The 21,071-nt window shown below is 31.9% G+C and carries 14 protein-coding genes and 1 riboswitch; of the genes, 8 read left to right on the top strand and 6 right to left on the bottom strand.

What is annotated here, in order from left to right; genetic code table 11:
* Nucleotides 1-5: 5 nt before the first annotated feature.
* From EHE19_RS11695 to EHE19_RS11675, 5 genes are all read right to left on the bottom strand, one after another.
* Complete coding sequence (locus tag EHE19_RS11695; protein ID WP_137698681.1) at nt 6-1,184, bottom strand: pyridoxal phosphate-dependent aminotransferase; 1,179 nt, start codon at nt 1,182-1,184, stop codon at nt 6-8.
* Between the two features lie 52 nt (nt 1,185-1,236).
* Nucleotides 1,237-2,994 carry an Rqc2 family fibronectin-binding protein gene (locus EHE19_RS11690; RefSeq protein WP_137698682.1) on the bottom strand — a complete coding sequence of 586 codons (1,758 nt, stop codon included), beginning with the start codon at nt 2,992-2,994 and terminating at the stop codon, nt 1,237-1,239.
* Between the two features lie 406 nt (nt 2,995-3,400).
* The gene (locus EHE19_RS11685) at nt 3,401-3,892 is read right to left on the bottom strand and encodes an Lrp/AsnC family transcriptional regulator (protein ID WP_137698683.1); all 492 of its coding nucleotides are present in this window, start codon (nt 3,890-3,892) and stop codon (nt 3,401-3,403) included.
* Between the two features lie 295 nt (nt 3,893-4,187).
* The gene (locus tag EHE19_RS11680; RefSeq protein WP_137698684.1) at nt 4,188-5,453 is read right to left on the bottom strand and encodes an O-acetylhomoserine aminocarboxypropyltransferase/cysteine synthase family protein; all 1,266 of its coding nucleotides are present in this window, start codon (nt 5,451-5,453) and stop codon (nt 4,188-4,190) included.
* 412 nt (nt 5,454-5,865) lie between these two features.
* On the bottom strand, nt 5,866-8,127 hold the full coding sequence (locus tag EHE19_RS11675; protein ID WP_137698685.1) for a sodium-translocating pyrophosphatase: 2,262 nt from the start codon (nt 8,125-8,127) through the stop codon (nt 5,866-5,868).
* A gap of 593 nt (nt 8,128-8,720) precedes the next feature.
* Here EHE19_RS11675 and EHE19_RS11670 point away from each other — a divergent pair.
* The gene (locus EHE19_RS11670) at nt 8,721-8,876 is read left to right on the top strand and encodes an aspartyl-phosphate phosphatase Spo0E family protein (RefSeq protein ID WP_137698686.1); all 156 of its coding nucleotides are present in this window, start codon (nt 8,721-8,723) and stop codon (nt 8,874-8,876) included.
* 6 nt (nt 8,877-8,882) lie between these two features.
* Here the strand turns inward: EHE19_RS11670 and EHE19_RS11665 are convergent, their stop codons facing one another.
* Complete coding sequence (locus tag EHE19_RS11665; RefSeq protein WP_137698687.1) at nt 8,883-9,146, bottom strand: hypothetical protein; 264 nt, start codon at nt 9,144-9,146, stop codon at nt 8,883-8,885.
* 482 nt (nt 9,147-9,628) lie between these two features.
* Here EHE19_RS11665 and EHE19_RS11660 point away from each other — a divergent pair, with 482 nt between their 5' ends.
* The 7 genes from EHE19_RS11660 to EHE19_RS11630 all read left to right on the top strand — a co-directional run bounded on the left by EHE19_RS11660 (nt 9,629) and on the right by EHE19_RS11630 (nt 21,021).
* A complete protein-coding gene (locus tag EHE19_RS11660) occupies nt 9,629-10,156 on the top strand; it encodes a GNAT family N-acetyltransferase (protein ID WP_137698688.1) in 528 nt (175 codons plus the stop codon).
* A 126-nt stretch (nt 10,157-10,282) separates the two neighbouring features.
* Nucleotides 10,283-10,414: riboswitch (cyclic di-AMP (ydaO/yuaA leader) on the top strand.
* 4 nt (nt 10,415-10,418) lie between these two features.
* Nucleotides 10,419-11,306 (top strand): C40 family peptidase, encoded by an 888-nt coding sequence (locus EHE19_RS11655; RefSeq protein WP_137698689.1) that lies wholly within the window; start codon nt 10,419-10,421, stop codon nt 11,304-11,306.
* 702 nt (nt 11,307-12,008) lie between these two features.
* Nucleotides 12,009-14,423 carry a DNA internalization-related competence protein ComEC/Rec2 gene (locus tag EHE19_RS11650; RefSeq protein ID WP_244648214.1) on the top strand — a complete coding sequence of 805 codons (2,415 nt, stop codon included), beginning with the start codon at nt 12,009-12,011 and terminating at the stop codon, nt 14,421-14,423.
* Nucleotides 14,424-14,710: 287 nt separating this feature from the next.
* Nucleotides 14,711-15,733 carry a DNA polymerase III subunit delta gene (gene holA, locus EHE19_RS11645; RefSeq protein WP_137698690.1) on the top strand — a complete coding sequence of 341 codons (1,023 nt, stop codon included), beginning with the start codon at nt 14,711-14,713 and terminating at the stop codon, nt 15,731-15,733.
* Nucleotides 15,734-15,872: 139 nt separating this feature from the next.
* Nucleotides 15,873-17,588, top strand: a complete 1,716-nt coding sequence (gene recJ / locus EHE19_RS11640) for a single-stranded-DNA-specific exonuclease RecJ (protein WP_171003629.1) — start codon at nt 15,873-15,875, stop codon at nt 17,586-17,588.
* Between the two features lie 612 nt (nt 17,589-18,200).
* Complete coding sequence (locus EHE19_RS11635; protein ID WP_137698711.1) at nt 18,201-18,716, top strand: adenine phosphoribosyltransferase; 516 nt, start codon at nt 18,201-18,203, stop codon at nt 18,714-18,716.
* Between the two features lie 100 nt (nt 18,717-18,816).
* Nucleotides 18,817-21,021, top strand: coding sequence for a RelA/SpoT family protein (locus EHE19_RS11630; RefSeq protein ID WP_137698692.1), 2,205 nt, complete (start codon nt 18,817-18,819; stop codon nt 21,019-21,021).
* Nucleotides 21,022-21,071 lie beyond the last annotated feature (50 nt).

Genomic DNA, 21,071 nt, shown 5'->3' with positions numbered 1-21,071 from the left:
TTTTATTATTTAAATTCTTTGGCTAATGCCTCAAATGCTGGCAGTGAATTCTTTATAGTTTCCAGACTGCAGCAATATGCTAATCTGAAATAACCTGGGCCTCCAAAACCTGAACCTGGAACAATGAGGAGATTATACTTTAAGGCTCTATTTTTAAATTCAACATCATCTGCAATTAATGCCTTAGGGAAAAGGTAGAAGGCTCCATCAGGTTTTACGCATTCATAACCGAAGCTAATAAGACTATTGTAAAGTAAATCTCTTCTTTCTTTGTAAATATTTATATCTACAGAAGAATTAATTGTTTTTGCAATTATCTTTTGGAAAAGTGCTGGTGCATTTACAAATCCTAAAATTCTGTTGCAATAAATCAGACCACCCATTAGCGTATCTATATCTTCAGCATCGGGATTTGTAGCTATATAGCCCATACGTTCACCAGGAAGAGATAGAGATTTACTAAAGCAATCAATCATAATTGCATTTCTGTATATTGTTAATATGTTTGGAACTTCTACATCATAGGTTAATTTCCTATAGGGCTCATCAGAGATGATATAAATTGTATGTCCAAACTCTTTACTTTTCTTCTCTAATACATTTGCAATACTGTTTAATATTTCTCTACTATAAACTACACCAGTAGGATTATTTGGAGTGTTAATAAGTACAGCCTTTGTATTTGCAGTTATGTTCTTTTCCAAAAGTTCGGTATCAGGCAAAAATGTACTGTGGTCGGTATCAATGATTTTTATTTTTCCGCCGTGATTGTCAATATAGGAGTTATACTCTACAAAATATGGAGAAAAAACAATAACTTCTTCACCTGGATTTAGAAGAGTCTTTAAAACAACATTCAAAGCGCCGCCGGCTCCAACTGTCATAACAATGTTATCAAGAGTGAGTTTTAATCCTGTTTCTTGATTAATTTTTTGAGCTATGATGTCTCGTGTTTCAGGATAACCAGCATTATTCATATATGCATGCATTTTTAACTCTTCTGAATTTGCAAACTCACGCAATGCTGCCTTAACTTCAGCAGGTGGTTCGGGATCTGGATTTCCTAGAGAAAAGTCATAGACCTTATCATTACCATAAAGCTTTTTTAACTTCTCTCCTTCTTCAAACATAGCCCTTATCATAGACGAGTTTTGAATATTGTAATTAATTTTATTAGATATCATTGCATATTTCCTCCTATATGTTAATTTATAAAATTATAATAATTTAATACTTTTATCTTGACTTTATAGCAAGTACTTTGGATTCATCTGGTGTAACATTTATAGTTTTAAAATTATCATATATGACCATACCTGGCTTTGCACCACTTGGTTTTTTAACATTTTTAATAGTAGTATAGTCTACAGGTACATTATAGGACATTTTCGCACTGCTGTGGTATGCTGCTAAAATGGCTGCTTCTAACAGAGTGGAATAAGGTACATTTTGTCGCTGGGTTCTGATAATTACATGAGAACCAGGAATATTCTTTGTATGAAGCCATATATCATAAGTACTAGCAATTTTCAATGTTAGTAAATCATTTTGTTTATTGTTCTTTCCGACTAAAATTTGGAAACCATCAACTGAAGTGAATTCTAAAGGTGAAGAAGGCTTGTCTAATTTTTTTCTGGCATTTTTGACAGATGACCTCATATAGCCTTGGTCTATCAACTCTTGCCGGATTTCATCGATTTCCTGTTTTGTACTGCAGTTATCTAGCATTGCTTTAACACTTTCAAAATACTGGAGTTCAGAAAGTGCATCTTGAAGCTGTTCTGTTACATTTATATAAGTGCTTTTAGCCTTGGAATACTGTTTGAAATATCTTTGTGCATTGTCCTGAGCTGACCTGTACTCATTTAATGGGATATCTATATATTCCTCATTTTCGCTGTAATAGTTTAAAACTCTAACCGAACTTGCTCCACTTGGAATACAGTAAATATTTGCAGTAATCAGTTCACCATACAGCTTTAATTTTTCTCTATCAGCAACATCTCTCAGTGTATCTGTAAATATGGATATCTTTTTTTCTAAACGTTCAATACTATTTTTTACAATTTTGGCTACATCGCCTTTTTTTTGCCCAAGCCTTTCAGAGGTGTCACGTTGAGCATAATAATCATCAAGAGCAGATGAAAGAAGGTCATATTGCTGGATATACTCATGTTGTGATGGCAAGAAGCAATAGAAATCGATTGGATGCAAGTAATTTTTATCTTGATAAATAATGCAAGGCTTAAAGTCATTGTTTTTAATTTTATCTATATAATTGCTAAGTGCTGAAGCAATATTTACTTTGTCTGTATTAAGCAATTCAGACAGTGGAGTTTTGGGATTTACACCTGCGCTAGCACAAATATCTCTGCAGGTATATGGGCTAAACCCTTTAATAGAGTTTAAAAGTAAGCTTTCAATATTTTTAGCAGCACTTATGTCGCTTTCTAGTAGAGTAGATGGGGATATGTTTTCAGGCTGTTGCTTGTCCTGTGCAGGAGGCAGGGAATATTGCCTTGCAGGCATAATCTCTCTTACACTGCTGATATCACTGTCAATGTGCTTAATAGCATCAATTATTTTATTTTCGCTGTTAAGCAAAATTATATTACTGTACTTGCCCATAATTTCTATAACTACTCTTTTAACTGATAAATCACCCAGTTCGTTAACAGATTCCACATTTAGTGAAATAACTCTTTCATAATCATGAAAGCTAATATTGAGTAATTTCCCACCAGCAATATGCTTACGCATAAGCATACAAAATACTGGCGGAGTCTGAGGATTTTCTTTTTGAGCAGAGGTTATGTGAAGGCGAGGATAGCTGGCATTTGCACTAGCTACAAGCCTATAATTATGACCATTTGAGCGTATTAGTAATATTATTTCATCATTTTCTGGTTGAAAAACTTTTTCTACTCTTCCTCCTGAAAGTAATAGGTTTAGTTCGTTTACGATACATTTAGTGACTATTCCATCGAATGGCATTTTTTTGTGCTCCTATTAAACTATTTGTTTCTAATCCAACATTAAATTAAATATCTCACATAAAAAATTCTATTTGTGCTCAAATTTTTATCAATAGTTATACAAAGTAGACTAAGCTTATTTTAAGCAATTATATTACTTTTTATATGATAAGGTCTTCCACAAATATAATTTTAACTGCGGAAGATTTATTATATATTTTTTATCAAATATATTATTTAGCTATATTATGGTTTGATTTAGTAATACAGCAAGTTATAAGTAAAACCATAAAATTCTTCTTGCTTTGAATATTTTGATTATACCACTATAGCCGCTAACATCCTAGTTATTTCAAAAATAAGTTAAACTTTTTCACAATGGTTTATACTCAGGTCTCTCCAGAAGAGCGTTATTCAAAAATAAGTTAAACCGTATCCTGTGATTTGTCCAAACCAAAGGGCAGGCTAAAGCTTCTCTTATCAGTACTTAGAACCATGCTTGTTTCTATTTTGTTTACCCCAGGAAATGTTAATAGTGTATCTATTAAGAAATCACGACAATGTGCAAGATCATGTGCAGCAATTTTTATTAAATAGTCCCAGCTTCCACTTATATTATAGCATTCTAGTATTTGAGGTGTCTCCTTAATTTTTGCTAGAAAAGCATTAGTAATATCTCTGTTATGAGGAGACAGGGTTATAAAAGTAAATGCAATTACCTCATAGCCTATCATTTTTTCGTCAACAATAGCAGCGAATTTCTTAATAACGCCCATTTCTTTAAGACGTTTTGTACGGCTTAAACAAGCAGAAGGGGATAGCCCAACCTTTTCAGCTAAATCCTTATTTGATATAGAAGAATCGGCTTGCAATAAATCAATTAATTGTTTATCTAGTTCGTCGAATGTAAAAGACATACTAACCTCCTATCTACGCTGAATTATAGCATTAAAATTTTTTCAAGATGTTGAGTGGCTGACCTCTGCTAATAAGAGGTTAGTATGTCCACTCAAACTGCAAAAACCCATGCATGGTTTTTTAGGCCCGAAAAGGAACAATGTAAGTACAGAGTAGATTTTCGAGCTACGGACCTCCTACACTAAATTGTTGCATTATAATAAATTTAAATGTTGAGTGTGACTCTCTCATAATGAGAGGAGTCACACTCAAAAACTCGAAAAGGAACTATGTTAGTAGTATTTGATTTTCGAGTTATTCTAATGCTTGACGTATATCATCGATAATGTCTTCAACATTTTCTATACCTACTGAAAAGCGTATAAGTCCAGGATCTATTCCTGCTTGCAGCAACTGTTCGTCTGTCATTTGCCTATGAGTTGAACTAGCAGGATGGAGAACTGCAGTCCTGCAGTCAGCCACATGAACCACTATAGCAGCAAGCTTTAGTTTATCCATAAATTTGACAGCTGCTTCTCTGCCGCCCTTAATTTTAAAAGAAATAACACCACTGCATCCATTAGGAAGGTATTTCTGTGCCAAATCATAGTATTTATCACTTTTAAGTGTAGGGTAGCTTACTGATATAACTTTATCATTTTCAGACAAGAATTCTGCAACTTTTTCTGCATTCCTGCAATGGCGTTCCATTCTTAAATGTAAAGTTTCTAAGCCTAAGTTTAACAAAAAGGCGTTGTTAGGAGTCATTGGTGTGCCATAGTCTCGCATAAGCTGAACTCTAGCTTTAGTAATGTATGCAGCTTTTCCGCAATCTCTTGTATAAACCATGCCATGATATGATTCATCAGGTTCAGATAAGCCAGGAAACTTTCCGTTATCCCAGTTAAAGTTGCCCGAATCAACTATTACTCCTCCAATGCTGACAGCATGACCATCCATGTATTTTGTAGTAGAGTGTGTTACAATATCAGCGCCATATTCAATGGGTCTTAACAAAATTGGAGTAGCAAAAGTATTATCTACAATTAGTGGAACATTATTTTTATGTGCTATTCTTGAAAACTTTTCTATGTCAAGTATACTTATTTTTGGATTGGCTATTGTTTCAGCAAATACTGCCTTTGTATTTGGCAAAAAAGCCTTTTGAATTTCTTCTTCAGTTGAGTCCTGATCCACAAAGGTAATACTTATTCCCATTTCTCTGAACCTTTTATCAAAAAGATTAAAGGTACCTCCGTAAATAGTAGAAGAGGAAACAATGTGATCTCCAGCATTACATATATTTAAGAGGGCAATCATTGAGGCTGCTTGTCCTGACGAAGTACAAAGTGCAGCAACACCGCCTTCTAGTGCAGCAATTTTATTTTCAACACATTCAACAGTAGGATTACTTATTCTAGAATACATATGTCCAGGAACTGTCAAGTCAAATAATTGAGCCACATGCTCAGTGGAACTGTATTTATAGGTTGTGCTTTGATAAATAGGAAGGACACGAGGTTCACCATTTCCAGGTTTATAGCCCTCCTGCAAGCACTTGGTTTCTATTTTCCATGTCATTTTAAATCATCCTTTCAAGGTAACAGAATATTTTACTGTCTTTATATAATTTCATATTATACTAAAAAACAAAATTACATACTATAATATTATAAAATATTAAAATATTATTTTAATATATTTGAACACTCATAGACAAAGATAATTTATTAGACCGAATAGTATCATAAATTTTGTTAAAAAAGTCAGCTTATTTAGCCATAAAATAAAGTTCCAGTATTTTGACAAGTTGTTTTGATATCAAAATACTGGAACTTTTATGTTTTTTATTAATTTAAATTTAGCAGTGCAGTTGAATATATTGCTTAACGCTTAATAATATCAAATAGCAGTAGTATCATATTAAAAGAAATAAATATCATGAACATATTTTAGGTGATTATATTTATGTACGAAGTTAAATAATCATAATTTACAGTGATTTAGTTTGTTTAGCTTTTCTGAAGCCACCCTTTTTTGAATACAGTATTGCACCTATAATTAATGCGGCACAAATAGTAAGTGTTACAATCATACCAGTATCAGTACTTTTATACTGTATGAGAATAGGAGCAGCAAGAAGCGAAACTAGATTTATTACTTTAATCATTGGATTTAAGGCTGGACCTGCAGTATCTTTTAGAGGATCTCCAACGGTATCTCCAACAACGGCTGCTTTATGGCAATCAGAACCCTTTCCGCCATGAGCACCATCTTCGATGGTTTTCTTTGCGTTATCCCAAGCACCACCAGAAGTGGCCATAAATACTGCCAACAATTGACCTGATACAATAACTCCTCCTAATAAACCACCTAACGCCTCAACACCTAATAATATGCCGACAATTAATGGAGCTACAACAGATATTACTGCTAAAGGTAGTAATTCTCTTTGGGCAGCAATTGTACAAATATCAACTGCATTCTGATAATCAGGTTTAACTTTTCCTTCAAGCAAGCCAGGTATTTTAAATTGTCTGCGTACTTCATTAACAATAAGAGAAGCTGCTCTAGTTACAGCATTTATAATTAATGAAGAAAATAGCCATGGAATACATGCACCTATCAGCATACCAACGAAAACTATTGGGCTTGATATTCTGATACCTGTATCAAAAAGTGTTTCACTCGCGCCCATTCCTAATTGTATCTTAGTTACATCAGTAAGGAAGGAACCAAATAGAGAAACCGCAGCTATTACAGCTGAACCAATTGCAACACCTTTTGTAATTGCTTTCGTTGTGTTACCAGTGGCATCAAGGCTGTCTAAAACCTTTCTGGAATCCTTATCAAGACCTGATAACTCAGCAATTCCGTTTGCATTATCAGCAATAGGGCCAAAAGAATCCATTGCAACATTGTTACCAGTAAGAGTTAACATACCAATACCTGTCATTGCAACTCCGTATAAAACAAATGATACACCTTGACCCCAATAAATTAGAATAGAACTCATAATTGTGACAGCTATTACTAAAGTTTGCCAAACAGCACTTTCATAACCTTCTGCTATACCACGCAGAATCAATGTGGCTGAACCTGATTTAGAAGCAGACGCAATATCTTTTACTGGTCTATGCTTAGTATCTGTAAAGTGCTTTGTAACCTCGTCCAGTGCTACAGCAAGTAAAATACCAACTGCTACAGAGAGGAAAGCTCTCCATTCATTCATGTAGAAAGCAGCTAAAAGGGCAAATGAGCCTAAACTAATTGCAGCAGATGTATAGAAGCCTTTATTGATTGAGGTCAGAGCATTACCTTTTTTAGAATCTCTAACTAAGTATGTACCAATTATTGATGAGAACACGCCAATACCTCTTACTAACAATGGAAATATTATCCACTTTAATTGACCTGTTGCAGCGTAAAGGGAGAGACCTAATATTAAGCCTGATACAATTGTAACCTCATAGGACTCAAATATATCAGCAGCCATTCCGGCGCAATCACCTACGTTATCACCCACTAAATCTGCAATTACAGCTGCATTTCTTGGATCATCTTCTGGAATTCCTGCTTCTACTTTTCCTACCAAATCAGCACCCACATCGGCAGCTTTCGTATAGATACCGCCGCCCACTCTCATAAATAAAGCAAGTAAGGTACCACCAAAACCAAAACCTAACAAAGCATCAGGAGCAGCAACACCCAAAGCTATAAAGATAACGGTTCCGCCTAGAAGACCTAAACCATCTGTTAGCATACCTGTAATTGTTCCTGTACGATAGGCAATCCTTAAAGCCTCACCAAAACTTCTTCTAGAAGCAGATGACACACGTACATTACCTTCTACAGCCATTCTCATTCCAAACTGTCCTACAATAAGTGAAAAACCAGCTCCCATAATAAAAGCAATAGCTCTTGCAAAGCCAATAACAAGCTTTATTTTATCTTCACTCAGATTTGAAAATCTCTCTACAGCTTCATCACTTGGTGGAACAATATATACTGAGAAAAATAACAAAACCGTAAGGATAGCAATAAGTGGAAGAATTGTTTTCAGCTGACGGCGTAAATATGCATCAGCTCCACCTTTAATTGAACTCCATATTTCCTGCATTTGTTGGGTACCTTTATCAAACTTTAGTACCTGACTGCGAAGTAATAATGCGTAGCCTAATCCCAAAAAGGCGATTATGAGAACACACCAAACCGAAACAGTTTCAAAAGTTGTAGCATTACTAAGGCTAGACAATTTTTACACATCCTTTCACAATAAAATATTTAATGTCAAAAGTAAATTTATGGTATAGTATACTAATTCTATAAAATAATAAATTATCCTTTAAACAATATATGATGTTTTGTGGATTAATATATTTGAACTGTAACATGAATTTTATTCTATAAAGACCAAAAATAGAATAAAATATTTTTGTTTTTTTAGGGGAAATTAATGTTACAAAAGGCTGTAAATATTAAATTATAATATTTATAGTAATATTAATGTAAATATGGAAATTTATTCATATAGTGCTATTAGTTTTTTTGGCTACAATATATAGTTTTGAATATGTTTTTAAATCTTGAATGCTAATAATAGGAAACGAAAATTTTAGAAAAAATTCTATTGAAATAATTTACATAATACACAATATTTAGTATTATTAAATGTGTAATTTCTATATATTGAATTTGATTACAATGTTTGATAAATTATAATTTATTAACGTTATAAAATATGATTTTTTGATATTATAACATGTTGAGATATATTTACTTTTGAATTATATGATGGTAAAATTATGTAGTATATTACTCCACAAATGAAGAGAATGGTGGTATATAATGGAAGATAAAAATATTATGCTTAATAAGGAAGTAGAGTTGTTAAAAAGCGAACTCTACAAATTATTAGAAAATGAGCCATGGGCAAAACATGATATTCTTCTGCTAAGTAAACGCTTGGATAGTCTGATATTAGAGTTTTATAATATTGACTAATGAGTATTACTTTTGTGCGGTTTTTGCATTATTACTATTATTTATTTCAATACATTCGTTTATAAGTTTTTTTATTTTTTCTTTATGTGACTCATCTTGTATTTTATGGAAGTTATTCAAGATGTATTGTATTTTATTTATAGAGTTACTTTTAAAACAATCTAAGTCAATTACGTTTTCTTTATACTGTTTTAATAAAATTGATATTAACAAGTATGAGCATTCCAATAAAACATCGTCACTTCCTGTATAGTTCGTTTCAAATTGCATTTGTTCCTCCTTCTTTCAGCGAAACTGAAAATATCTGTGATTGTTAGGCGTAAGCCTATCTATCTTTAATTTTTGACAAATTTTTATTATGGCTATACCTGCAATTAATTTATTGATATATAAAAAATACAATGAAAATTAAAGTATGTCAATTATTTCCTTATATAAACTAAAGTAATTGCGATGAAAAAGTATAAATAGAAATATCAAAGTATAAATAGAAATATCAAAGTATAAATAGAAATATCAAGGAAAAGTTCCAAAGAGAAAATTAAATAAAGAAAAATAAAGAAAATTAAGAAAATTTAATGAAAGAATTTTTAATAGAGAATTTTTAATAGAGAATTTTTATTAGAGAACTTTTATATAGTAATTTTTTATGAAAAATATCTTTGGAAATTAAATTAGAGTTTGCACTATATTTTTTTGTTATAATAATTTTGTCTATTATTTTATTCAACAAGAGGAAGGCTATTTTAATTATGTTAAATATAAATATAACAAATGATACGTTCAATATAAGAAATATTAATAAAGAAAGTATAAGCAATATTTATTCAATATATAAAAATACATACGATTATAGTTATGCTACAGGTATATTTAACACTATAGATTACAAACAGTTTTCACATCAAATTTCTCAGTTTATTACAAGACAAAATGTATTTTTTCTTGATATTTATTTAGTACCATCAAGAGAAGTTATTGGTTTTATTAAAGGCATAATAATTAAAAATGAAAAAATTATATGGATTAACTCTCTGGCAATAAACAAGCCATATCAAAGAAAAGGACATGGAGTTCAAGTAATGAATTTATTAGAAAATTTTTTGATGCAGCAATTTGGTATGGAGAAAAGTTATATTTCGGTATATAAGAAAAATATTACTGGGATAAGGTTTTGGAAAAAATGTGGATATAAAGAATGTAATCAGCTCTCTGAATTATGTTCAGATTCATCAAGTAAATTAGTTACATTCATGTATAAAGATATAAGAAATCAATAACTGATTGGAAAACTAATCCATATGTATCAGTATTTAAAAGAAGATTACAAAAATATTACCAAAAAATTGCGCAAATGTTGCGAAAAGTTTGACAAACTGTTACAAAATGAATATAATAGCTTTGTAGCATAAAAATAGCTGAATCCCGTTATACGGGTACGGAGGAACCAAAATATTTGGGGTGAATCTATGAAAATAGTAGGGCGATCCTATTGCCCGAGCCCGACAGCTAACTTCGGAAGCGTTATTATAGGAGGAGCTAATGATAGGTAAGATTAACAAGATACTCGTTGCATGTATTTTTGCTTTTTCTCTGGTTCTTGTTTGTTCAGCTGTAATGGCTGCTAGTCAGTCAGGACAAATTGATGGAACAAATGTAAATATGAGAAAGGCACCTAATACATCTTCCGATGTTATCACAAAGTTATCCAATTCAAAGGTTTCAATTATTGATAAGTCTAATGGCTGGTACAAGATTTCCTTTAGTGGAAAGACAGGTTGGGTAAGCAGTGACTACATAAAACCACTGCAGACAGCAGGGAAAATTAATGCTAATGGTGTTAATTTTAGATCTAGTGCTAGTACAGAAAGCAATATAATTGGTACTTTGAATAATGGAAAAAGTGTTGTTATTCTTGATACTCAATCAGGCTGGCACAAAGTTAAAGTAGATTCAAAGGAAGGATATGTTGCTACCAAATTTGTAGATTCTACTACTGCTTCAGCAAAAACATCACGTTCAACAACTGCAGTTACTATTACTGAGTCTGATAATTCTGATCTCAGTGATGTTATAGCTTTTGCAAAGCAATACGTTGGTGTACGTTATGTAGCTGGAGGTAAAAGTCCAAATGGTTTTGACTGCTCGGGCTTTGTAAGTTATGTTTACAAGCATTTCGGAGTTAGTCTAAGTAGTTCAGCATCAGATATGTATTCAAATGGTACCAAAGTTTCTAAGAGTGCATTAAGACCTGGAGATATTTTATTTTTTGATGCATCTCGCAGAGGGAAAGCAGGCTCTATAGATCATGTTGGTATTTATATGGGTAATGACAAATTTATTCATGCTTCATCTACGAATAATTCAGTTATTATTCAGAAATTATCAGAGTATAGAGGAACATATATTGGTGCTAAAAGAGTTATGTAATATTATGTAATACTATATAGAACGTAAAATCTCTAGTATTAGCTGATTTTACGTTCTATGATGTTTTTGGCAGTTTTTATTTTGTTATTTTTATTTTGTGATAAGTAATCATTTTTATTTCAAGATTTTTTATTGATACTAAATTTCATTCAGCAATTCCAAAGGTAATATTTACTTCTAAAAACTCTTGTTTTTATAAAATATCAAGTAATGATATAACTAAGTTCTTTATTTTTAGATTAACAATTCACAGATTTACCAATCTTTAAACTTTCTTTAGTTAACAAATCTTATTGTTCTATCAAAGTTATAATCATGGTTAAGGAATGGGTACTTCATATCCAAAAGAGATTTGGTTCTTTCCTTTCGTACCGATGAACTCTATATACGCAAGTTGATTATTAAACTTTAGATTAATCTTTTCACAGGTGCATGTTCGCAAAATTTAGAAATTCATAAATAAAAAAATCAACTTTCTCACTTAAAAAAATTAGTTTATTTGACAATAATAAAACAAATCAGAACCCTAACGAACAAATCACTTAAAAAGTTGGTTTACTAGGAAGCAGCTATTAATAATCTTTAAATATACCTTTCATTGGAAAGCTGAATTATCGTACTTATCTGCACATTACTTAAAAAATGAAATAAAGAAATGAAATTAAAATAGATATTGTATTGTAAACCAATATTACTCAAAGGGTGGTTAATTTGAAAAAATTTAACGTTTACATAAAGAGGCCGCTTTGCTTTTTTTGTGTATCATTTATTTTAGGCATTTTGTTATGCTCTTATTTTGGAATGTTATTTGTTTTAACATTTATAGCCTTAAGCTTATTTTTTATTTTCCTCTTTTTCAATAAAATTAAGAAAGCTATGTTTATTGTAATAGCATCCCTTGCTTTTTTAGCCTATGGTGGTATTAGTTTTTATAATGCGGAGAAAAACTATTCAAACACATTTGATGGATTTTACAATCAGACGGTGACTATTGAGGGCTATGTGGACAGTGAAATTGAAAGTTCATCAGATGGAAAAATAAAATTTTTTATGAAAACAAATAAAATTATCTATGAACAAAATGAGAAAGAAGTTATTGGAAAGCTGCTTATTAATACTTCAAATAATAGCGAGTATTTTGAGAAAAATAACGCATTTGTCTATAGAGCTGCTATATCATTTACTGGAAACATAGAAAAGCCAAAACCAGCTGTCAATCCTGGAGGATTTAATTATAAACGCTATTTAGCCGGTTTAGGTGTATCGGGGGCAGTGTATTTAAGAAATATTTCAGATATAGATTTAATTGGAAATAAAGGCGGTGGATGGATTAACAAGCTGGGATTTAGCATAAAGAATTATGTGCTGGGAATAGTTGAGTTTTGTTTAGACAAGAACCAAGCAGGATTGCTAGCGGGAATGATTATAGGATATAAAGACGGACTTGATGAAAATGCATATAATGCTTTTAGCAAAGCCGGCTTAACGCACATAATGGTTGCCTCTGGTATGAATGTTGCTTTTATTATATTGCCTCTTACGTACATATTTAAAAAAATGCGTATTGGAAATGCTGTGTCAAGTATACTGATAATAGCTGTTTTAATTCTTTTTGTTTTTGTTGCTGGATTTTCAGCCTCTGTAGTTCGTGCTGTAATAATGGGAATTATAATATTGGTTGGAAAATTAGTTATGAGGGAAACCGATATATTTACCAGTATTTCAGCTGCTGCAATTATTTTGTTATTTATAAATCCATATACATTATTTGATATAGGATTTCAGCTTTCATTTGCTGCAACAATTTCACTGGTAATGTTTTATCAAAAAATTAAGGAATGTATTGATAATAAGTATTTACCCAATATTATATCGGACACACTTGCAGCGACTCTTGCAGCACAGATTGGGGTTATACCAATTACGCTTTATTATTTTAATAATCTTTCAACAATATCAATAATATCAAATCTTTTGGTAGTGCCTGTGGTTCAGATGATTACAATTATTGGCTTTATTATGGTATTTGCAGGCATTGTAAATATAAATCTTGCCGTCTTGATAGGTTACATAAATAATACATTTTTATCTTTTGTACTATTTATAACTGAAAGCACGGCAAAGCTTTCTTATGCTTCTTTAAAGCTTCCTACACCACCTTTATGGATAATTGTATTTTACTATATTGCTGTACTATATATTTTTAAATGGAGATATTTTATAAAAAACAAACAATGGTTTAGATATGTGAAATATATTTGTTTAGCATTAACAATTATAATTATTATCATAAAAAATATAATTCCTAAGCCCCTGGAAATTACTTATTTAGATGTAGGTCAAGGGGACTGCACCTTTATAAGAACTGCTCACGGTACGAAAGTATTTATTGACGGTGGTGGTAAGTCTGCAGGCTCGAAATCAACATATGATGTAGGGGAATCAGTTGTGGTACCGTATATTTTGGACCAAGGAACTAAAAAAATAGACATTGTAATTGCAACTCATGGACATTCTGACCATACTGAGGGCTTAGAGGCAATACTAAAAGAGATGAGCGTTGGAATGGTTATATTGCCTGATACTGATGGCAAAGGCTTTGAAAGATTAATCAATTTGTGTAATCAAAAGAAAATTAATATTGTTGAGTGCAAAAAAGGAGATATAATAAGATTGGATGAAGACACTGTATTTGATGTTCTTAGCCCTATGAAATTTGAGCAAGATGTTTTGTCTCAACAGTCTTTGAATAACAGTTCATTAGTGTTAAAATTGAAATACAAGAATTTTAAGGCTTTATTCCAAGGCGATGCAGAAGTTCCAATAGAACAGAGAATGATAGAACAAGGCTTGGATTTGAGTACTGATATTCTGAAGGTTGGACATCATGGGTCATATAGTTCAACAAGTGAAGAGTTTGTTAAGCAATTAAAATCTAAATATGCAGTTATTTCTGTAGGAAAAAATAATTTTGGACATCCTTCTCAATTTGTTGTTGATAGACTTACAGAGAGTGGGATATTACCCCTTAGAACTGATGAAAGAGGCGCAGTCATTGTAACTAGCTATGGTGAAGGCGCTAGCATTAAAACCATGCTTTATAGCGGAAATAGCTGATTTTAGACAATGTCTGCTATTGCCAGTAAAATTATTTTGCAATTGTAAGTCAATGTTGCAGAATTATGGTTAATGATATTTGTAATGGAAAGTAAGTGTGGTTCTGTTTTTTGTCCAGAAGTTTGATTAGAAATAGTTGCAAGAATTAGTTGTGTTATAAAGTCTACCTTACCATTTTTATGTGCCAGGCTTGAATAATTTGAATAAAATTAACTTGAATAAAATTAAAATTTGAATGAATTAGTTTTGTTACCATTTCATTTATAAAAGGTGAAAGAGGAAAATATATGAGTATAGATATATTAAAAAAACAGATCAAAGAAAATAAATTACAAAATGTTTATTTATTTTATGGTGCTGAAGAGTATTTAATAAAATATTATATTAATGCTATTCAGAAATTAACAGTTAATGAAGAAAATAGTGAACTTAATTTTATTACCTATGAAGGAAAAATAGATGAAGAATCAATTATAGCCAGCTGTGAAACCCTGCCTATTTTCAGTGAAAAGAAGCTGGTTATTGTAAAGAATTCAGGCTTGTTTAAGTCAAAAAAAGGTGATGCTGCAGGAAGTTCCTCAAAAAAAACTGGTAATGACAAATTATCTGATTACTTAAAGAATATGCCGTCATATACCTGTCTGATTATGGTTGAAGCTGAGGCTGATAAAAGGCTTAAGCTGTATAAAACCATAAGTAGTGCTGGTCTTGTTGTTGAATTCCCTTTTCAAAAGCCAATGGTTTTAGTTAAATGGGTTATTAAGGCATTTGAAAGTCACAACAAGAAGATAGATCAGCTGACTGCTTCGTATTTGGTTGAAAATAGCGATTATTCTATGACTGAGCTGCTTAACGAAATTGATAAAATAGTTAATTATGTGGGTGAAAAGCCTCAAATAACAATGAATGATATTGAAAGCGTATGCAGCAAATCAATTAAAAGCAAAATATTTGACCTAACAGATGCTATTTCAGGTGGTGATGTGTCAAAAGCCCTTAATTTGCTAAATGATATGGCAGCCCTCAAAGAACCTATGCAAAAAATTCTATTTATGATAATTCGTCAAATAAGGATGTTGTACAGGATTAAGCTTTTGAAGCAAAAAGGTGTGAGTGAAGAAATGGTAAAAAAGCAATTAGGTCTTACACCATATGTTGCAGAAAAGGTAATGAAGATTAGCAAAGGACTAAGTTTAAGTATCCTCGAAAAAGCTATGAGTTACAGCTTAGAGCTGGATGAGTCTATAAAAACAGGAAAAATAACCGATAGAGTAGCGGTTGAATTGCTGATTGCAGCTATGGGTCAATAAACCATTGCAGATTTTAAGTTGTTATTTTAAGATTTTATAGAAGTTTACTAATAGAAGTTTAATATCGGAAAACGAAAAAATCGGGGGTTAAAAATTGGAAAAGTGGATTTTAAAGAATCCTAAAAGGGATTTTAAGAAGATGTCTCAGTCATTGGGAGTTAGTGAACTTATTTGCAGAATTTTAGTTAATAGGTGTATTGATGACTATGAGACGGCTAAACGCTTCATACAACCAGATATAGAAGGTTTGTATGATGGCAGATTAATGAAGGACTTAGAAAAGGGAACTTTAATAATCAAGGATAAAATAGCTGGTAATAAAAAAATTCGAATCATTGGCGATTATGATGTGGATGGTGTAATAAGTACATATATACTATATAAGGCACTTAATAGATGCGGTGCTAAAGTTGACTATGTAATTCCTCACAGAATATATGATGGATATGGCATTAACAATAGCATAATTGAAATTGCAAAAAAAGATGGCATTGATACTATTATCACATGTGATAATGGAATATCTGCCCTAGAACAAATTAAATATGCAAAGGAATTAGGAATTACGGTCATTGTTACAGATCATCATGATGTTCCTTTTATAGAGGATGCCAATTTAAATAGAATACAAGTAACCCCAGAGGCTGATGCAGTTATTGATATGAAGCAAGGTGATTGTGAATATCCTTTTAAGCTGTTGTGCGGTGCAGGGGTAGCGTTTAAATTCATACAGGTGCTGTATCAATATATGAATGTTCCGAAGCATGAAGAAAAATATTTTTATGAATTTCTAGCTATTGCAACTGTATGTGATGTTGTTGATTTGACAGGAGAGAACAGAATACTTGTTAAAAATGGCTTAGAGGCTATAGGCAATAGTAAAAATATAGGGCTAAATGCACTTATTGAACAGACAGGAATAATGGGTAAGGAGATAGGCGTTTATCATTTAGGATTTATCATAGGACCTTGTATAAATGCATCGGGAAGATTGGATTGTGCTATCAAGGGACTAGAACTTCTGTTATGCGATGATAGGGAAAAAGCTGTTCAAATGGCTCAGGAGTTGTATAGCTTAAATAACGAAAGAAAGAATATGACACTTGCTGGAGTGGAAGAAGTTGTTGCCACTGTTGAAAATAGTGACTTGAAAAATGACAGAGTGCTTGTGGTATATAGGCCAGATATCCATGAAAGTATAGCTGGTATAATAGCTGGAAAGATCAGAGAAAAATATAATGTTCCAACATTTATTCTTACAGATAGTGAAAATTGTGTAAAGGGTTCAGGGAGATCTATTGATGCATATAATATGTTTGAAGAACTACAAAAATGTAAGGAGTTGTTGACAAAATTCGGAGGTCATCCGTTAGCAGCCGGATTTAGTCTTGAACCTGATAAAGTAGACGCTTTAAGGCTTAAGTTAAATTTTTGTTCTACATTGACAGAGGATGACTTGATTGCAAGGATATATATTGATGCGCAAATTCCTATTGATACAGTTAATCTTCAATTAGCTGAGGAACTAAAGCTGCTTGAACCTTATGGAAAGGGAAATTCAAAGCCTCTTTTTGCCGATAAAAATATATCAGTAATCAGAGCTTCTGTTTTAGGTGCAAACAGGAATGTTTTAAAACTTAGATTGCTGTCTAATAATAGATACACTGATTGTATTTATTTTGGAGATATACAAGAATTTGATTGCTATATAAAATGTAAATTCGGAGAACAAGAGTTAAATAAGATGTACTCAGGACAAAATAATAATGTTAAGCTAGATATGACTTTTCATATTGATGTAAATGAATATAATGGAAATAGAAATGCTCAGATTATTATGCAAAATTATAGATAATATATATACAAAACTTTACTGTTGATATTTGGTAACAGGGATAGTTATAATAGAGACAATAACATAGTGTATCATGTAAGCATAACTATACTTTCGAGTTGTTTTGACAACAAAATATTGATAAAAATTAAAATTCATAGACTCAGCTAAAAATATTATTAGGCTAATAGTAAATATATGAAAGTAATAGTAAATATATGAAAGTTAATTCAAATAGTTATGTATCAAATTACTTGTAAGTATGTAAATATTTCATTATAATAGTTATATCCTTTATTGATTTTATATGAATTTTATATATTTAGTGGTGTTACGTTAATATTAGCAATTCTGAGTTTAATATATATACATTAGAAAATATTGACCATTAATATAGATATTTGTAATAAAATAATAATAAAAATAAAAAAATACTAAATAAAAAATTATTTAAATGATTGTACGGTAATTGTATGATATAAATACAGTAACATAAAATAGAGTATTAGTAATATTAAACATTATTTTAAATTAGTCCATGCCTTAGGTATGGATATAGTTATAGCAAATTCTTAAATTACAATATATATAGCTTGATACTATATAAATAATTATCGAAGAGGAGTATTAATGATGGATTTAAAGTCAAAACTCAGACATGTTATGGATTTTCCAAAAGAAGGCATTGATTTTATTGATATTACTACAGTATTACAGGATCCAGAGGCGTTTCAATGTTGTATGGATTCTTTCAAAGAACTTGCTGATCAGATAGGCGATTTTGATATGATTGTTGGTTCTGAGTCTAGGGGATTTATTTTTGGAGCACCTCTTGCTTACAAAATGGGAAAAGGGTTTGTCCCAGTAAGAAAGAAAGGAAAACTTCCCTACAAGACTATTAGCGCAGAGTATGATTTAGAGTACGGAACGGACATTTTAGAAATACATGCAGATGCTATAAAACCCGGACAGAATGTTTTAATAGTAGATGATCTTCTTGCAACGGGTGGAACTTCTCAGGCTAATATCAGGTTGATTGAACAGCTTGGAGGAAAGGTTGTTGGACTTATATATTTTATTGAACTTAAAATGCTTAATGGCAGAGAAAAATTAAATGGTTACAAGGTAAGTTCTATAGTAGAGTTTTAAGTAATCAAGCCCAATTTTTTAAATTGATAGTTGCCGGTATGGGGATATCAATGGAAAGTTGAGTAGTTAATTCATATTGACCAATGGAGGGCATTATATTTTGACAGAACGCTTTTTATTACTTGTTGAAAAAGTTAAAAAGTACGATCCTAATGCTAATTTTGATTTGCTGGAGAAGGCATATAATGTATCAAGTAAAGCACATGAGGGTCAACAAAGAAATTCTGGAGAGCCATATATTATTCATCCAGTTGAAGTTGCAATAATTTTAGCTGATATGGAGCTGGATGTTACTGCGCTTGTAGCGGCACTTCTCCATGATACTATTGAGGACACAACATGTACATATGAAGCGTTAAAAGCTGAGTTTGGAACAGCAGTAGCTGAACTTGTTGATGGAGTCACAAAGCTGGGTAAGATTCCGTTTACTTCAAAGGAAGAGCAGCAGGTTGAAAATCTTAGAAAAATGTTTGTGGCTATGGCTAAAGATATTCGAGTAATTATGATTAAGCTTGCAGACAGACTTCACAACATGCGTACCTTAAAATATATGACTGAGGGTAAACAGATTGAGAAAGCAAGAGAAACCTTAGAAATATATGCTCCCTTGGCGCACAGACTTGGTATTTCAAAAATAAAATGGGAACTTGAGGATTTATGTCTGAGATATTTAGATCCCAAAGGTTACTATGATTTAGTTCAAAAAGTAGCTTATAAGAGAAAAGAAAGAGAAGCATATATAAATGAAATAGTAAAAACGCTTAAAGAAAAGACAGCTGAACTTGGACTTGAAAATGTACAGGTAGACGGAAGACCAAAACACTTTTATAGTATATACAGAAAGATGGTTGACCAGGGTAAAACAATAGAACAGATTTACGACTTGTTTGCATTTCGCATAATTGTAAATACTGTTCCAGATTGTTATGCTTTGCTTGGTCTTGTCCATGAACTATATAAGCCTATTCCTGGCAGGTTTAAAGACTTTATTGCAATGCCTAAGCCAAATATGTATCAGTCTTTACACACTACTCTTATAGGACCTGAAGGAAAGCCTTTTGAGGTTCAAATAAGAACTTGGGAGATGCATAGAGTAGCAGAGGTAGGTATTGCTGCTCATTGGAAATATAAAGAGGTTGGAAAAGACGGTTCAGGAGGAAAGGAAGTTGCGGCTAAGGACACCGAAAACAAATTTGCATGGCTTAGGCAGCTTTTAGAATGGCAAAAGGATACCAAAGACGAAAACGAATTTATGGAAACACTCAAAATAGATTTGTTTACTGATGAGGTATTTATATTTACGCCAAAGGGAGATGTTTTAAACCTTCCTGTTGATTCAACACCGATTGACTTTGCATATTATATTCATAGTGCAATTGGTAACAAAATGATTGGAGCTAAGGTTAATGGTAAAATGGTACCAATTGACTATAAACTTCAAAATGGTGATATTATTGAAATCTTGACCTCTTCCACTATACATGGACCTAGCAGAGATTGGCTGAAAATAGTAAAGAGCAGCCAAGCAAGAAACAAAATTAATCAGTGGTTTAAAAAGGAAAAAAGAGAAGAGAATATCATCAGAGGCAAAGAAATGATTGAAAAGGAGCTTAAAAAGCAAGGCTTTACCTACAATCAATTATTTAAGCCTGAATGGGTTGAATTAGTTCTTCGAAGATATAATTTTTCATCTTTAGAGGACTTATATGCTGGAATTGGCTATGGTGCAATGACTACAAATAAAGTGTTGACCAAGCTGAAGGAAGAGTTTAAAAAGACACTTAAACCTGAAGAATTAGAGCAAATTCTTGAAAATATTGCCCAGTCCAAAAATGAAAAGAAGAAAAAGCGTATTCCCGAAAGCGGAATTGTTGTTAAAGGAATTGACAATTGTTTAGTTAGACTTTCTAGGTGCTGCAATCCTGTTCCCGGTGATGAAATAATTGGCTATATAACACGAGGAAGAGGAGTTTCGGTACACAGAAGTGATTGTATAAATGTAAAGGCAGGTCTTGAACAAGAAGGCAGGCTGATAGATGTAAAATGGTATTCAACAGTTGATGTAGCTTATAAGACAGATATAACGGTAATGGCTCATGACAGGTCTTCATTATTGTTAGATGTGACAAATAGCGTTACTGAATTGAAAATACCAATTAAGGCTTTGAATGCGAGAACAACAAAGGAGCAGGTGACTATAATTAACCTTACTTTGGAAATATCTAATACAGAGCAATTAGAAAAAATAATTAAAAAAATACAAAAGATAGACAGTGTGTTTGATGTAACGAGAAATAAGCAGTAATTTTAAAATTAAAGATTGTATTTTGTGTATATTATTAACTCGAAGCATTG

The organism is Ruminiclostridium herbifermentans, from assembly GCF_005473905.2.
GTDB classification, from domain to species: domain Bacteria; phylum Bacillota; class Clostridia; order Acetivibrionales; family DSM-1351; genus Ruminiclostridium; species Ruminiclostridium herbifermentans.
Note: the sequence above shows the minus strand (reverse complement) of the source record. Positions and strands in the feature narration are given on the sequence as shown.

Excerpts from the sequence above, each read along its gene's own strand:
- EHE19_RS11680 (WP_137698684.1), bottom strand. The coding sequence starts at position 5,453 with ATGACATGGAAAATAGAAACCAAGTGCTTGCAGGAGGGCTATAAACCT.
- EHE19_RS11665 (WP_137698687.1), bottom strand. The coding sequence starts at position 9,146 with ATGCAATTTGAAACGAACTATACAGGAAGTGACGATGTTTTATTGGAA.
- recJ (WP_171003629.1), top strand. The coding sequence starts at position 15,873 with ATGTCTCAGTCATTGGGAGTTAGTGAACTTATTTGCAGAATTTTAGTT.
- EHE19_RS11670 (WP_137698686.1), top strand. The coding sequence starts at position 8,721 with ATGGAAGATAAAAATATTATGCTTAATAAGGAAGTAGAGTTGTTAAAA.
- EHE19_RS11695 (WP_137698681.1), bottom strand. The coding sequence starts at position 1,184 with ATGATATCTAATAAAATTAATTACAATATTCAAAACTCGTCTATGATA.
- EHE19_RS11660 (WP_137698688.1), top strand. The coding sequence starts at position 9,629 with ATGTTAAATATAAATATAACAAATGATACGTTCAATATAAGAAATATT.
- EHE19_RS11690 (WP_137698682.1), bottom strand. The coding sequence starts at position 2,994 with ATGCCATTCGATGGAATAGTCACTAAATGTATCGTAAACGAACTAAAC.
- EHE19_RS11635 (WP_137698711.1), top strand. The coding sequence starts at position 18,201 with ATGGATTTAAAGTCAAAACTCAGACATGTTATGGATTTTCCAAAAGAA.
- EHE19_RS11685 (WP_137698683.1), bottom strand. The coding sequence starts at position 3,892 with ATGTCTTTTACATTCGACGAACTAGATAAACAATTAATTGATTTATTG.
- holA (WP_137698690.1), top strand. The coding sequence starts at position 14,711 with ATGAGTATAGATATATTAAAAAAACAGATCAAAGAAAATAAATTACAA.
- EHE19_RS11655 (WP_137698689.1), top strand. The coding sequence starts at position 10,419 with ATGATAGGTAAGATTAACAAGATACTCGTTGCATGTATTTTTGCTTTT.